The sequence below is a fragment of the Parabacteroides sp. B2-S-102 genome (genome assembly GCF_023656665.1).
Classification (GTDB): Bacteria; Bacteroidota; Bacteroidia; order Bacteroidales; family Tannerellaceae; genus Parabacteroides; species Parabacteroides distasonis.
Genome location: NZ_JAMOKM010000035.1, coordinates 1 through 15,996 on the forward strand (window position 1 = coordinate 1; position 15,996 = coordinate 15,996).

11 protein-coding genes, 1 rRNA gene and 3 pseudogenes are annotated in these 15,996 nt (G+C 41.7%); 2 read left to right on the forward strand and 13 right to left on the reverse strand.

Annotation, left to right across the window (positions count from 1 at the left end):
• Positions 1–122: 122 nt before the first annotated feature.
• A pseudogene (locus NBH07_RS21970) lies at positions 123–1,211 on the forward strand (ATP-binding protein); the annotation flags it as partial.
• Between the two features lies 1 nt (position 1,212).
• Here the strand turns inward: NBH07_RS21970 and NBH07_RS21975 are convergent.
• The 13 genes and pseudogenes from NBH07_RS21975 to NBH07_RS22040 form a co-directional block, all read right to left on the reverse strand.
• A complete protein-coding gene (locus NBH07_RS21975; RefSeq protein ID WP_009018295.1) occupies positions 1,213–3,336 on the reverse strand; it encodes a hypothetical protein in 2,124 nt (707 codons plus the stop codon).
• Positions 3,337–3,346: 10 nt separating this feature from the next.
• Positions 3,347–5,065, reverse strand: a complete 1,719-nt coding sequence (locus tag NBH07_RS21980) for a hypothetical protein (RefSeq protein WP_005861426.1) — start codon at positions 5,063–5,065, stop codon at positions 3,347–3,349.
• A gap of 2 nt (positions 5,066–5,067) precedes the next feature.
• Positions 5,068–5,757 (reverse strand): hypothetical protein, encoded by a 690-nt coding sequence (locus NBH07_RS21985; RefSeq protein WP_226766670.1) that lies wholly within the window; start codon positions 5,755–5,757, stop codon positions 5,068–5,070.
• Positions 5,758–5,820: 63 nt separating this feature from the next.
• On the reverse strand, positions 5,821–9,192 hold the full coding sequence (locus NBH07_RS21990) for a baseplate J/gp47 family protein (protein WP_005861428.1): 3,372 nt from the start codon (positions 9,190–9,192) through the stop codon (positions 5,821–5,823).
• Positions 9,189–9,593: a GPW/gp25 family protein gene (locus NBH07_RS21995; RefSeq protein ID WP_005861429.1), complete on the reverse strand. Its 405-nt coding sequence runs from the start codon at positions 9,591–9,593 to the stop codon at positions 9,189–9,191. Before NBH07_RS21995 ends, NBH07_RS21990 begins: the two co-directional genes overlap by 4 nt.
• Positions 9,594–9,605: 12 nt before the next feature.
• Positions 9,606–11,368 (reverse strand): annotated as a pseudogene (gene vgrG / locus NBH07_RS22000) (type VI secretion system tip protein VgrG).
• Positions 11,368–12,024 carry a CIS tube protein gene (locus tag NBH07_RS22010; RefSeq protein WP_008781130.1) on the reverse strand — a complete coding sequence of 219 codons (657 nt, stop codon included), beginning with the start codon at positions 12,022–12,024 and terminating at the stop codon, positions 11,368–11,370. Before NBH07_RS22010 ends, vgrG begins: the two are co-directional and overlap by 1 nt.
• A gap of 3 nt (positions 12,025–12,027) precedes the next feature.
• Positions 12,028–12,195: a hypothetical protein gene (locus NBH07_RS22015; RefSeq protein WP_005861437.1), complete on the reverse strand. Its 168-nt coding sequence runs from the start codon at positions 12,193–12,195 to the stop codon at positions 12,028–12,030.
• Complete coding sequence (locus NBH07_RS22020; protein ID WP_005861439.1) at positions 12,186–12,689, reverse strand: phage tail protein; 504 nt, start codon at positions 12,687–12,689, stop codon at positions 12,186–12,188. Before NBH07_RS22020 ends, NBH07_RS22015 begins: the two co-directional genes overlap by 10 nt.
• Positions 12,689–13,141 carry a phage tail protein gene (locus tag NBH07_RS22025; RefSeq protein WP_005861441.1) on the reverse strand — a complete coding sequence of 151 codons (453 nt, stop codon included), beginning with the start codon at positions 13,139–13,141 and terminating at the stop codon, positions 12,689–12,691. The genes NBH07_RS22020 and NBH07_RS22025 overlap by 1 nt, the downstream gene beginning before the upstream one ends.
• A 36-nt stretch (positions 13,142–13,177) precedes the next feature.
• Positions 13,178–13,621 (reverse strand): annotated as a pseudogene (locus tag NBH07_RS22030) (phage tail sheath C-terminal domain-containing protein); the annotation flags it as partial.
• Positions 13,569–14,228, reverse strand: coding sequence for a hypothetical protein (locus NBH07_RS22035; RefSeq protein ID WP_005861445.1), 660 nt, complete (start codon positions 14,226–14,228; stop codon positions 13,569–13,571). The gene NBH07_RS22035 and the pseudogene NBH07_RS22030, both read right to left, overlap by 53 nt.
• Before the next feature lie 90 nt (positions 14,229–14,318).
• Positions 14,319–14,855, reverse strand: coding sequence for a Pvc16 family protein (locus NBH07_RS22040; protein ID WP_005861447.1), 537 nt, complete (start codon positions 14,853–14,855; stop codon positions 14,319–14,321).
• Between the two features lie 887 nt (positions 14,856–15,742).
• Here NBH07_RS22040 and NBH07_RS22045 point away from each other — a divergent pair.
• A 16S ribosomal RNA gene (locus tag NBH07_RS22045) occupies positions 15,743–15,996 on the forward strand; the annotation flags it as partial.

Below are 15,996 nucleotides of genomic sequence, written 5' to 3' on the forward strand. Positions count from 1 at the left end.
CTATAGAACCCGCACATCTTTGGGTTGAATTGATGTAACAATAAATCATAGAACGATAAAATGAATAAACGACATTATGAACATACGTTACCCAATATACGAGGGAGTTTATCGAATACTTACTTTTCTTTGTGCATAATAAGAATTTTGACCGTCCTTATACGGAATTTGGCGGTTGGAAAGGACTATCGCACGGAGGATTCTTGCCAACGGGCGAGACGGCCGTTTTCCTGTTGGCGGGCGATCGTGTGGAACGCCGTCTGGAAGTGGTTCGTCTATTTCGTGAGGAGCATTGGTTCCATATGTATCACGTCGTTGGCTTGGAAGGAGCCGGGAATGGTGAACCGTTCTTGAGCGGACAACTGCGTATATCGGAGGATTTCTTGTACCGTTTATCTTTTGAGGGAGAATATAAGCCGGACTATAATATGGGTTTTCCGGCCAAACGGATTAGTACGGCTTTGAATTGGGAAGATGCCGTATTGCCTTATTATGTGCGTGAGGAGTTGGAAGAGATAAATAATTGGATTACGGGTCATCGAGTCATCCTTTCGGACTGGGGATTGAGTCGTTTTTTGAAGGCCGGTTACCGCACTTTGTTTTATGGCCCGCCGGGAACGGGTAAGACGCTTTGCGCGACCTTGATCGGCAAGAAGAACGGGATGGATGTATATCGTATCGATCTTTCCATGATTGTCTCCAAATATATCGGCGAGACTGAAAAGAACCTTGCGAATGTATTCGACCAAGCGGAAAACCGGAATTGGATTCTCTTTTTCGATGAGGCGGATGCCTTATTCGGTAAACGAACCTCAACGAACACTTCTAATGATCGCCATTCGAATCAAGAGATCGCTTATTTGCTGCAACGGATCGAGGATTTCCCGGGAACCGTTGTTTTGGCCACAAACTTAAAGAGTAATATTGATGAAGCTTTCTCCCGTCGTTTCCAGTCTATTATCTATTTCCCGATGCCGGATCAAGACTTACGTGAGGAATTATGGCGTAGAATGCTTCCCTCTTCTTGGCTACCTGCGGATGCGGACAAAATGATTCGTATGGCAGCTACTTATGAGTTATCGGGTGGCTCCATCTCGAATGTGATCCGGCGTTGTGCCCTTCGGTTGCTAAAGCAAGACACTCCCCGGCTAGATTCCGATATCTTATCTATGGCGATCCGCCGGGAATTGAATAAAGAGGGCCGGTGGTGATTTAAGGCAACGGCTCTCTTTCCCGGTGCCCGATCGGTACGATGATTAAGAGAAAAAAGAAGAGTGGGAGCGCCAACAGTATCATTTGGGTCCATATGTCGAAAGTTTCCCGCGAGGATACGATATTGGTGATTAGGTATAATACCAATACGATCTCGGATATGAATACCAGTAATAGAGGCAAGACATATCGCTTATAATGTTGTGCCAACATGTAGAACTTACTGGATGTCATATACAGGTTGATTAGGATTAATAGTATGAGAAATAGGAATATATCACCCAATACGAAATAAATAAGCATCGGGTTGGAGAATTCCGTATTTGCCAGTTGCGCCAGATCATCGGAGCAACTGGTGAGTTGCTCGCCTTGCGGAAAAGGATTTAGCAAATAGAATAAAGAGTTGAAAAGATTATCTAGTAAGGATACCTCGCATTCTTCCTCATACATGACCATCTTGAGTACTGGTTCTTGCTTATTCTCTCGATTTTCGCAAGTAGTTACAGGAACGCCCATTTCATCGTAATCGACAAAACAAAGGCGGTCTACCAATTGGTATTTCAATAGAATGGATAGATAACCGATATGCTTTTTCTCCTTGATAGGGAATATGACATTTAAATCGTAGTTTCTATATATTTTATTACCCATCACACAAAAGGAATCAATTACGAAACTGGTGGACTTCACGAATTGTACAAGTTCTCTCCGGTTCTCCAGCTTAAAATCGAAATCAGGGAAGTAAAGAGTCAAGCCGTTGAGTTTCCGGAGAGACGGGTTCCGGTTGATCGTGCCGGTATCCTTTGTGAATAAGTTATTTAAAAGAGCCATCTGGGATTCTTTCGATCTTAGGAAATCATTCGTCGCTTTTGAGTTTCGGAATAGGACCAGCAAATCGACAGGCGTATCCGAATAAACGGGCATATCTACCAGACACTCCTGTTGTTGCCAGTCGCTTACTTGACTAGGTTGCCCGCTTTCTGTATCCACTACATACCCTAGATATTCCATCCGGCTGAATTTCCGGATAAGGCCTGCCGGTAATTGCTCGTATACGGATTGCAACCAATACGGCACGATGGGAAAAGCTCGTTGGTTGTATTGACTTAGGCGTTCGGATAGGCGTTCGGTTTCCGATGATGCGCCATCTACCTTGAATACGGGAATACTGCAATTTCCCTTTTTCTTTTGTGTGGCGATCTCTTCTTTGCTACGTTTATCGAAATAACAGAAGAACGTACGAATCGTGGAGGGACGCAGCTCACGCACGGATAGCAACCAGTTCTTTACGGCTTGCGTGTAAGTGGTGTCGTAAACGAATGGGATGAAATCGGTTTCCCGGTATCCAATGGCGTCTTCTTCCCAAGGCGTGATGTTGAGGGCGATGGAAAGGGGAGCTTCTTTGATGAAAAACTCAATCGTTCCGCTTCCTCTGATGGAGGGATTCTCGTCCGGATTATCCAGAACTCCTGTAACGTCTTCTGTCCATACGGGGCAAATGATATAGCCTTGTTTATCGGAGTTGAGCAACGATTGCATATTATCCAGATCTCCGGTTTTGCCCTTGAAGAAATACATATTCTCGACGGTAGGGGGAGGCAATATCCTTTCCGGTTCTCTTTTATTGAAATAATACCACAAAGCTTGCGTTACTTTGACTGGGCCGGGCATTGCATCGAAGAAGCGGAAGAGAGGATCTGCGTTGGCCTTATTCTTGGATGCGGTTAATAACTCGTTTCCGAACAACCAAGGTGTATATGCACATTGTTCCACATGATCTGGTAATAAGGAACTCGGGGACTGTAAATAACCCAAACGCAATATCGCTTGGTTCGCGTCCGGATTTATTACGAAAGTGAAAGCGTTCCCCAATTCAGCGGGATAGACGATATAACTGCATTGCTCCGTTAAGATACGCTGGGTGATCGAGTCCATAAGAGCTTGATAGGAGACGATCGGGGTACGAATCTCTTCCAGTTCCAATTCGGTCCGCTCTCCTAAACTCCGGAAATAATCCAATCGCTCCGAGATACTTCTTTGGGCGTTAACGGCTTGTGCCATGATTACATGAAGTAATAAGCCCAATAAAATGCCGTGGTAGGTAGTTCGATATCTGGTTGACATAAGGGTAAATTTAAAGTTCTATATTTATTCGTATCAGATTATTCTTTAAGATTTCTCCGGTGCGGTCAATCTCTTTGTCGTCTTTATCGGCCCACGCTTTTCGCCATGCCTTATAGTCTTTGACAAATAGGGCTAGCTCTTTCGGAGGAAGCCAATGAACCGTGAATCGTAGATGTGCCGGTATCTTCTCTCGCAAGAATTCTTCAAGACGAAGCTGAAAATCCGGCCGTTGCCGCGTACGTTTTGTTTGTGAGAGGATTGCCGTTAAGGTAAATTCCCGGGAGGGGACTGGATGATCAGTCGCCTTCGGTGAATGCAGGAGTATGTTTTCCAGAATGAAAATTTGCTCTTTCGCATCTTCCCATCCGAGTATGGAATAGAGATATCTTTCCAATCCGGAAAGGGAGTCTGCGTCGAATAGATTACAGCCTAGATACCGGTCCCGGATAAGTTCCGGTAGTTGTCGCAGGAACCGGACTCTTCGTTGACGGTTTATCTCTTTATGGGAGTAGCGGAGAAAAGGCTGGTTGCTATTTTCGCCGTAGATTTTATCCAACGTATCCAATAGCAGATCTTTGTTTTGTTCCATAGAAGCGGAACCGGGGGTTCCCATATTTAAGGCCATCCAGTCTTTTAGATGGTTCATTTCTTTATGTCCCTCCGAAAAGAGATGGTCGAATATAGAAAGATATGCCTTGAATGAATCGGTAAACGAGTCCTTGTAGCAAATCGGGAAATCATTTGTGACGCTATAATCATTCAGATGGATATGGCGACTGTCCATGAGGATCGATTTGGCTTGTTTTTTCTGTTCTCGTATCGCATGGTTGATATTATTCCGCGAATGCAAACGATTCAATACTTTTGTGGCATTAATCTCTACTGCTTGTTGGTTTTGGTAAAGTCGTATCTTGATTTGCTCAGGGGAAGATAATGCCAATGTATAGGCGTATTCACCCTCTTCAAAACCTTGAAATTCCAAAGAGTGTATCGATAGAACCCCTTGTATCTGCTTGATCCCTTTGAAAAGCTTGTATATGGGAAGCGCACTACCTGTATAATGACTTCCCGGTGCGAATAATTGAATCGCCTCCGTATAAATGGCGATCAAGGTTTTTTCCGGAGAGATGCTACCGTCTATATCGATATTTCCAATAAGTAATAAAGGTTTTCTTCTTACGAAATGGATTGCGTGTAGGGCTTCTCCTAAATTCCGGTTCGCGTGATATAGTTCCTCAATCTTTTCCTTGATTTTCTTTTCTTCCTGTTTGTGTTGATCTTCTGAGATAAAGGACGAGAGTTCTATAAATAGGTCGAACCATCCGTGGCAGATCTGATCATTGGATCTATAAGGGTGGATTTGCAGGTCCGATAAGTTCATTAAGTAATCAGTGTTATCTAATTGATCTAAAAAATGGTCTCGGTAATCTTTGGGTGTCACAGGGGCCATCCCGGAAACCCGTTCAGGACTGAACAAGCCGTAATCCTCCGGATTGAAACGATTATTCGATCCGGTGAGATATTGTTCTAATGGGAAACTCATTTGGTAATCCAATTCGCTTAAGGCGTAATTTAAGATGTCCAGAGTCGTGATTCCCGGGTCGTGCGGGGCATGGTCTGTCCACAATTGTCCCGAAAGCTCCCGGATTGTTTCCAAGGCATTCTTTTGGAGGTTATCGAATATGGATTCCTCCGTTTTTAGTTCTTGCAGGTTGGGCAGATCATCCATGGCTATTCTTGATTAAAGGTGTTTCTCCGGTCGGAGGCATCCATCCGGTAATCTTTCCATAAATCGGTTATCTGGAAACAAACAAAGATGTTGTCTCCATAATCCCGTCCGCTACGTATTTGCAACTTGCATTTTTGTCCGGGGCCGTACCAACGGAATTTGATCTTGTTAAAAAAGGAACCGAACCAAGATTGATTCGTACGGATTTTTCGATGTTTCCCGTAACAATGGATAGCCGTGGCTTCCACCAATGCGTATTGTCCGCTTTTTAACTTACCGCATCCAGCCATGATGCGGTAGGCACGACATCCTTCCGTTGGTATTTGCAGGGTATGCCATTCGCCATCTGCGGGAAATTTACCCCGTATCGCGCCGTCGAAGCGGGTTGCGGAAAGACTGCCGTTGATACGTATATCCATACCGGGTTGGTTCATCTCGATACGACCGTTTGGATGAAGCGATAGTATCGGTTCATCTTGCCCTTGACGTATGATATGGAGTTGGCTATTGTTACCTAGGTATATTTTCCACTCAGGAATATTGTCTTGTATGTTCGTGAATAAGCTGATGACGGGACTGTTTTCCTTGGAAGGAGCTAACCGTAAGCCATCATCCGGATTTTTATCGATCCCGTCGTCGGAAATATTGACCATGGAATCGATTAATTCGTAGAAATGCTTTTGGTTGGGCATACTTCCGCGCTTAAAGTATTCTTTTAGTGTATTTCTGTTTGTACGAGGCATATCCGGTTTGTTTTATTTGTTAATAATAAAATTACTTCCAACTCCTAAATATCCGAGTCCGAGTTGTTCCAATAGTTCGTCTTTTTGGTCAATATATAGCAAATGCCTATCAGAAGGAACTAATATGCACCAAGGTTGGGAAGGGCTAACGTTGAAATTTTGCCTAGCCTCTTCCGGGTAGCGGTTTAGATAATAGCTCTTTTGTTGGTCTTTTGCCGTATATACGACATGCGCTACGCTTAATATATCAATGTCCACGATGGCTTCACACTCTCGTATGGAGTTATAAAGATCGGTCGATGAGAACGAAAGCCCAAATACCGGGATCTCTTCCTTATCTCGCCAAGGTGCGATACAATTATTAATGCGTGCCTCTGTCTGGCGGAGTATATCTCCTACGGGATATCCGGGCTTTATCCGGAGGTTACAGCAAACGGTTACTTCCTCGTAGACCGGAGTGATTGCATCAACGGTAATGAACGGACTTGTCTTGTCACCTATATAATCTTCGATTCGCATGAGTAGCCTATGTTCGCATAAAGGCAAGATCTTTTTATCTTTCTCCTTTTGCATCACGACCAATGTTACGATCGGGCTCCTGTTTTGAGCTTTACTGTCTATTCCGGGCAAGCAAAGTACTTTTTCGACTTCGGGGAACTGAGCCAATGTTATTTGCTCGTAATTCCTAGGCAATACAGCCCGGTTCCGATGGGACATCTCTTGGGTGATCCGGAGCCGCATATCCTCTGGCGTTTCCGGCGAACGTCCTCCTTTAGCGGGTATGATCTGGTAAATATCCGTAAGTCCCGGCATACTTTTCTCGAAAGAAACGAGTCCCGTGAAGCTTTCGAGTTCCTCACCGATCAGGGCTTCCATTTCTTCGGGGATTTCTAACCGGGCTTTCACTGGGTTTAGATAGACATTTCGTATGGATGAACAATTTTGCGTGTGGCAAGATACTTTTGCCGAAAGCCAGAAATCTCCATTTATGTCAAGCATTTCCTCGCTAATAGGTGAGGGAAGCAGGATGTCTACCAAACCTGTATTCAACAGATTCCCGGTTGTATCGGAAAGTAAATTACCCGGTTTGATAAACTCCCATTGCTTGCCGTTGAAGAAAGACCATTGTACGCAAGGAAGATATTCTTTTTCGATTTCCCGTTTCAAGGCAGCCATCTCGAAGAATAAACGGATCTGGTCGTTACCGATCAAGTTACCAATACCGAATAGAATAATCCCATCTTCTGTGGGTACTTCCACCATTGGGAACGGATGACGTAGATCGATTTCATGTAATTCCTTTTGCCTCAATGGATGGATATGATAGATACGGCATCTATCTCTTGGGGTATCGCCATTGAAAAAGTATTCTTCCTCGGCGCTATAACCGATACCTATACTTTCAATCATAGGGTTGTAAGGAGGTTTGGGCACCGGGGTCTGTTTACGGGTATGGCTGTTTCTTATCATGATATCCGCAAAGAGCATCCGGTACTCCGTCTGCCCGAATCCGCCGTTCGGATCTGTGAGTCTAATCCTGAAGAAGCCTTGCTGGGCTTTCATGTATTGATATTGCTCTTCTTCCGTGGAGACCGTAATGTTTTTGAACGGTTTGTCGTAAACGATCTCGCTGTACTCCGAGAGCTTTCCCCTAGGGGAAGTATGCTTGTTTTTCGTATTGAAGAGACAAGATGTACTTTCCGGTAATTTTACCCATTTCTGGTCTGTTAGTTTTTCCCATTCAACTTTGAAGGTGGTATTATCGATAGGTGTCTTATATGCTTGATACAAATCATAGAAACCTCCTTCCGAATAAGGTAGATCCGCCCATTGCAAAGTAATACCCATGGATTGGATAGGCTTGATCGCTATCTCATAATTACCGAATGCGAACCATGAGCCTTTTTGAGCTTCTAACCCGAATAAAGGGAAATGTACGCTTGCGTCTACTTCTCCCAGAGGATTATAGATTTTCAAGGATGACATGCCGGATACATGTACCTTTATCTTTAAGCTAGTAATAAAAATACGGTGTACCCAAGAGTAGGGGAATAACCAAGCATCCGTGTTCATCAATATACGGAGCGCTGGGTTCCGTGTTTGGCAACCATGAGCTTCAGAGCAAGGTGTTGTAGGGTCGAATTTCTCATTAAGGACGAATTTCAGATAAAAGGAGTTTTCGTTGATGAATGTCAAGGTGTAGGCGTATATCGGGGCCCAACCTTTCTCTGTGCTTAACTCCAATAGGAAAGCGTCGTTTAATACACGCCCGGTTTCGTGGGAAGATTGTTCCGTAGTAGCGATTAATTCTTTGAAATATGATATGGAGTCTTCTTCTAATCCGAATGTGATATGTATATCCCGATGTCCTTCCCGAAGTAATAACATGGGAGATTCGATCATCAGTCCGGCTTGTATAGAGGATTGGTTCTCAAAGATTAGCTCTGAGTCCAGATTGGGCTTCTTAGAAGGAACGTTTCCGATCCTGTCATTCAACTGTTTTTGCCAGATGGACGTAACGAAGCCTAATCGGCTCGCTGGATATTTTTTCGGATCTTTTTCCAATAGTAACGAATGTATACTCGTTATTTTCATGTCATTGACCGAATAATCTTCGTCCGTACGATAACAAAATTGGATATCTTGCGCAGGAAATGGTACCTGTGTTATAATACCTGTACCCTTGGGTAACTGGGCTTGCCGTGCGGTATTATTCTTCACGGCGATAAACCAAGCGGAAGGAATAATCGCTTTTTGGGGAGATTCCTTCAATATTTGGTTGACATAAAATAACGGATAAGCTTCCCAGCGTTTATTGAACTGATCTACCAGATATTGATAGTTTTTCAAGAAAGCGATTAAAACAGCTAATGAGGGATCGGTCTCTCCGCTTTTAGCGATTTCTTGGATGTAAATCTCCCGTTTGTTTTGTAAATTGCGGAGGATACGTAATAATAGGTAGAGACTTCTACGAACCGTTTTAGGATTGGATAGGGTTATTAGCTGAAGTCTCTGGTTATATTTCTCCATATCCAGAAATAAATCGGACATGGAATCTCTAAAGATCCGATGATTCAATCTTTGATACCAATCAGAGAACTTATGGTATAGAGCGTTTCTTAGATAGGTGATTTCTCTGTTACTTTCCGGTGAGTTCTCATTTTGCCACAAAATGAAACTCTGTTCGATCCCGATTGTATCTGTTTGCTTGATCTCATTGAGTATGGCTAAGGATTGGTAATGATATAAAAAGGATGATTTCGAAAAGGCACGAGCCAATAAATTGGAGAGATTTTTCTCGAGTACTTGAAAAGGCTCATGTATCCGGAAATCATTCTCCAATTTTTTTCTTGTCAATCCATCTTTATTCCATTGTTTATTCATCGGTTAGAATCAAAATAGATAGGATAGGTCAATTCTTGTTGGACATTATTCATACGTATCGTATAATAAAGTTCGATAATCAGAATGCCATCTTGAATCGAAGCCTTATTAATTTCTATGCGATCAAGCGAGACTCTAGGCTCGTATAAGAGAACAGCCTTCTCAATAGCGCTTTTAATCATGGTCTCCATGGTAAGATCTAATTGTTCAAACTGATAACGATATAGTTCCGTACCGTAATCCGGACGATGTATTCGCTCCCCTGTGCGAGTGGAGAGAAGGATGATCAAGCTTTGCCGGATGTCTTCTTCATAATTAAACATGCGGGTGGGATTATCATTATGGCTGAATTCTGGGGGGAATGCCCATCCTTTACCTAAAAAACTATTTTTATTCTGCATAAATCATTCGATTTAATTAATCATTACAACGCCTCCTTTTACAACGGTTTGGCCGGATGCGGATATTTCGGCGGTGGCAGACCCTTTTACTTTAACTCCCATTTGTGCGGAAACCTCGATATTCAAGCCATTTATCTTGGTATCTTGCTTAGACTTGGATTCGATACCCATTCCTTCTGTCTTGACATTCCCTCTTGCCTTAAATATGAGATCTTTGCCGGATTCTACCATAATTCCGTTTTTATCCATACAGACCTTGTTCTTATTAGCATCGGATAACAGAATTTGCTTTTTGTCATCATCCAATATGAGCGTGTTCTCTCCGGGAGTCCCTATTGTGATAATCTTTTTATCATCGTCCAAAGTAATTTTCAACTGGTTTTTTGTAACAATTGTCTTTAAATTATTTTTTGGATCTAAAGAAACCGGCGTTTTTCGTTTGCGACTGTACAAACTTCCGATAATCACAGGGTGGCAGGGGTCCTCATTGATGAATTGCAGGACTACCTCATCATCGACTTCCGGTAGAAATAACATGCCGACCCCATTGCTTGCGTACGGACTGACCGGCCGAGCCCATATCTCCGTCTTCTCACATTGTAACAAGGGTATATCGACTAATATAAAATTCTCGAAATCTTTATTATCTCCGATCTTTTTAACGATCCCTATTTGTAATCCTCGTATACCGGGCAAAAAACCACTAGCTGCGGGAGCGACTACATCGGGCTCTTCGGTAATGACTACCGGATTGAAACCCATATAGACTTGTGTCTTCCATTCGCCTCCTTGTAGTGTATGTTCTACTGATTGAACAAATGCGTTTCCACTATAATGTTTGCTTAATCCTTCTAATTTGATAATACAGCCCGGAATAATAGACGCATTCCCGTAAATTGTGATGGAGCCTTGAAAACGTGCCAGACCGCTCCATAAAGCTTGCGCATCGGCCCAAGCATGTAAAGAAGCGTCGCCGATGGGAGCGTTAGTTTGATAAAGCATCACTTCATTTGCCAGACCGGATAGATCCTTTGCGGCGATATCGCCTTGGGCATTGAGAGGAGGTTTGCTGGCGGTGGCTTTGATAATTTGTTGACGGCTCACGTCCCAAGCGCAAGCTTTTGTATCTGTGTATTGCTCGGAAGCGGATATAGAACCATCGAAAGCGATTAAATTATCTCCATAGGTGATGGTTAAGACCGGGGAGGCGGATACATTCGGTTTACATACCTTGACTTGTTTACCGTCAGTGATAACGACTAATCCGTTATTTTGTGCTCGTGTGAGTACAAAATCCCAATCTGTACAATAGTATTGTACCAGTTGTGGAATTTCTATACCGGTGCTATCTACTTTGGCGGAAAGCCCGTATTGTCCCAGAATCTTCTTGATAACGGTATCATCTTTACTATTTTCATATACATTATTTTTACGTCCAAAGTTGCAGGATATGCGAAACCCCTACATTCTAAAATAAATAGAGTTTGTTGTTCGCTATTGATTTTTAACTGATGGGTTGTAACGCATCCCTCAAATAAGGTGTTGACCTTATCTGTTGGACCCGCTTGAAACTTAAGCTCCGTACCCGGATTGAATATTTTGTTGTCTGGTATTTCAAATTGGCTGTTGTCGATAATATCAGCGCTGATGGAGATCGTTGCTTTATCGATCTTATTACATGCTCTGTATATTTTTGCATTGATTACGGAGTATTGCTCCGTAACATCTTTACTATTTAGGAATAGTTTGATTATAAATGAATTATCCATATTCATTATATTTTAGGGAACCATAATTGAGTTCCGGGTTTTATATCTCTAAAGCTGATTAGGTTATTTATGGAGGCAATCATTGGAGCATAACCAGAATTTTTATATTCTTTTGCGCATAACCCGATTAGACTGTCTCCTTGTTTAAAAGTAACGAATTTACCCTCAGCTTTTTGATTTTTCTTTTTTGCTTGTGTCTCTCTACTACTAATCGCCTCAGTTAGTGACAAGGAGCCTTTAGCTCGTAAAGGATTGCCATTGGGCGAGAATAAGGTGTAATCCCAATTTAGGCAGGTTAATCTCCCCTTGAAAATGAGACTCCCCCAAATTACTTTAAGGAAGCAAGGGCTGGGTGGATCGATCTCCGCGCTAGGAAGAAAAATGATATTCTCCAAATCCTTGATCCTTTCTGTCACGGTTTTTTTCCCCGTCGGGATAATACCGGTACCATCGAAGTGTATATCAAATGAGAGAGTGGAGGGGTTGGTGTGTTTATACTCCGGTAGTTGCTTATCCTCTTTTATGCTTTCGTCTTTCTTATAGGAGGTAGATTTGCTTAACTTATAGCTATCCGGATTGATTTGGACGGTGATACTACCCAATTTCTCGCCACCTTTGTATTCAATTGATTTATATGCCTCGATGATCAACTTTTGGTTCATGTTTTACCGCTCCTTTCTACAAGAAAAAAGGTTTGACAAATCTTTCTTGGCCTCACGAATTACCTCCTCTTTGATTTGTTGTATCAAATCACGGGAGAGAGGGAGGTCGGGTTCCTTTTTCTGCTGTGTCACTTTTGCGGACACTTGGATTTCTTTTATAGTTATAGCCATTGCTTAAATTGTTCTTTTTTCGTATCTTCTGTATCTCTTATCGACATACGGATCAAATTAGTATAAGCCATCTCCAATGTTTCAATCACCAGCTCATTCTTTTGGGAATTCAATGCGCTAATGTCCCATTTTACAGGGTAAGCATTGAGCACAGACCAATTATTTAGGGGAAAATGCCCGGCATCCAGCAATGATATAGTTAAATTGACGGGAACGATCTGGGCACTTCCATTATTTTCCAATACTTTAACCACATATGTCTCTAGCACATGAGGCAAAGGCATTAAAGAACGTTTCAACACAAGGTTACCGTGCTTTCGTCGGGTAGGCACCTGATAGCTAAAACTGTTTTCTCCCCCTTCCTTAATCGTTTCTGTCTCCATTTCAAGTTGTAGTCCCGAGACCTCTTGGAAAGAGGTCTCGATCAATCCTTCGAAAGTCACGTTGAAATAAAACGCTACCGGAGGAGGGACAATATGATCAAACCTTAGCATTAAGCGTTTTCTATGGTCAATCCTTCATGCGCTAAATCTAAGGTTTCGATGGCAGCCTCGTTTCCATCGGATTTTAAGCTGACACCGGTAACCTTAGTCGGCCATGCGTTCGATAATTTCCAAACCATCGTAGGGCTTCCTGCTTCATCCAGTAAGCTGATTGTTACATCTTCTCGCTGTATTGTGTTCATTTTTATCTTGTTAAACCAATCGAATAATTTGTTATCCGCTTTGAAAACCCCTTTCTTTAGACTGACATTGCTCGTCTTCTTCAGTCCCGGCATCTTGATATTTGAGAAAACCGGGCTATTACCATGTCGGTACTCAATTACTTGGGCTTCCATATCCAGACCAGATACCTCTTTAAAAGCGATTTCCCCGAGGCTACCTAATTCTACCTTAAAATAAAAACTGGGTAACGGCCATACATTATCTTGTGCTTCTCCTGCCATATTCGTATTTTTTAATAGGTTTTAATTCTTAAATTATCAGCTTTTTTGCATTTGTTGTTGGAATGTGATCTCGATAAATTCCGCAGGTCTGGTAATAGCCACGAATACGGATATCCTGAGGATACCTTCCAGAATATCCTCCGGAGTCATCGTGTCTCCCAATCCGATATGAATGCTATATGCGTCTTCGGGGGAAGTTCCTGCTAATCCACCTCGTTTCCATACGCCCCGTAAGAATCCATCTATCATACTACGCATATTTACCCATGTATTTACTACATTCGGTTCGAATACATAGGCACGGGCGGCGTTCTTGATCGATTCCTCTAGGAAGATCATCGTACGCCTTACGTTAATATAACGCCAGTCTAACGAGTTACCATCCATCGTGCGGGCACCCCAAACCTTGATTCCTTCACCGGGGAAGCTACGTATCGCGTTTACGGCTTTTCCATTCATCGGTACGTTCAGATCTTCTTTGGTAATAAGACTCTTCCTTAATCTTTATCGGATATTCTGTGCTGATACGAAAAACGTCCTTATCCATGAAACGGATTTGCTCGGGATTCTTGAAGCTAATATTTTCCGGTCCATTATCCTCCATAAAAATATCCATTGACGCATTTTCTGGATTACGAGGTATCAAGATAAAATCCCAATAGGCTTCTTTTGTGTGATAATGGATTTCTTTCTGTATTGGGCATTTCGTTTCTAATAATTCTTTGGTAACATGAATGATCACATTGAGCCGATTCAGTCGGTTATCGATAACACTTAATTGTATATCTGAATCATTTAGCTCTTCCGGTAGCAGGGATTGTGTATACAGTAAAAAATTCGGATCTTTTGAATGTGCTTGAAACTCAAGGTTGAGACCATCCGGGGAGGTTGAAAGGTGATCAAGAAGCTCTTCTCGATCTCCAATTAGTGCATATTGATTTCGCCCCGTTTGCCTAAAAGGATATTTAGGTCCTCCTAATACGACTCTATTCGTTCTCCTGGGTTCTATCTCGAAGATTTCAGAAGGAATACATTCATTATAATATTCATGACTAAATATAATGTTAATTAAAAAGTCAAATTTCATCATTGGTTTGTTTTATCGTTATAATATTCCAAAAGTAGATAAAAAGAATATGGCATGATATTAAATACTATATGTTTGATAACATTATTTCTAATTTATTTTTTGACTTGATATTCGTTGTTTTATATCCTTGATTTCTGTTCCGTCAAAAGATATGATTCGTGCTTTACATAGGATTGATGGATAATAATGCCCTCCTAATATACTCCATATATTGCTGAGTTCTTGCATACTAATTGTTATGGGCTCGAGCGTTATGGTACCTTGGTCTGGTAATTTAAGAATGGAATTTTGTTGTAAGAAGGAGATTGAATCCAATAATATTTGTATAGATTCTAAGTATCTTTTAGATGAAAAAACAGCGGCAACCATAATATATATATTCAAGTACCATGGTGGAGATGTTTGTTGGAATGTGTTATTTTTTGTGTTCCTATAGGGGGCAGAGATTCCCATTGCTGTCTCTCGCTCTATATTCACGATAGAAAGTATGATTTTATCCGATTGATCCTCATTTGGAGTCGCATCAATACTTCCGGCTTCCACTATAATTTCTGCCCGTTCATAATAGCTGGAAAGAAATTCGTTCATTTTCTCTGCGAGTGTGTTTATTAATACGTGTATCATGGTCTTTTGCTTTATTTGTGCTAAAGGTAAGGAATAAATTTGTTTTTCTGCTTTATAATTTCATTGTCTGAATTCTTTCTAGCAAATTACCTTCGTTTCGATTCGTGATAAGAATTAAAATCGTTTTTTGATTATCATAGATAATTACGTCTTGGCGGTTTCCTGAAAAAGATTGAAAGAAAAGTTGATCCTGAGATTGGGCTATGCTTATTGTGTATTTTTTATCTACTCTTATTTTCTATTATGTGACTTCGGAAAAACACGTACGACTTTTTTCGAAAACACGTACGACTTTTCTCATAAACATGTACGACTTTCCGGTAAAACATAATCGTGTTTTTAAGCTGTTAATGTTCAGTGATTTATATTTTTGTATCATTCACGCACTTATTGTATGGAAAATTATCACATCGCCACTCAATAAATCATATATACCTCCATGTAGAAGTGCGGCACGCTATGTCTCTATAACAGGATGTCTCCAATAGGGTGAGAATCGAGTAGTATGGCTTTATCACACGTACATTATATAACTTGTTAAGTCTTGAAAAAAAACTTGAAAAATAATGCTGAAAAAGTTTGGAGGTTATGTTTTATAACACTACTTTTGCACCCGCATTCGAGAGAGAACGCCGGTACAAAATGATGAAACAAACTTTTAGAAAAAAAGTTCCGGAATAATTTGGAAGTTTAAAATAAAAGTCCTTATCTTCGCAGCCACGTTCGCAAAACGAAAGCGACAAAAGAGTTCTTTGAGAGATTTACATAATTCAACAAGTAGTACAAGTATTAGGAAAAGAAATTTTCCGGATCGATACCGTCAATAGAGTATGACTTTGGACTACGATAAACGGATTCCGGAGCGAGGATATTAAGAAACAATTTAAACAACGAAGAGTTTGATCCTGGCTCAGGATGAACGCTAGCGACAGGCTTAACACATGCAAGTTGAGGGGCAGCACAGGTAGCAATACCGGGTGGCGACCGGCGCACGGGTGAGTAACGCGTATGCAACTTGCCTATCAGAGGGGGATAACCCGGCGAAAGTCGGACTAATACCGCATGAAGCAGGGGCCCCGCATGGGGATATTTGCTAAAGATTCATCGCTGATAGATAGGCATGCGTTCCATTAGGCAGTTG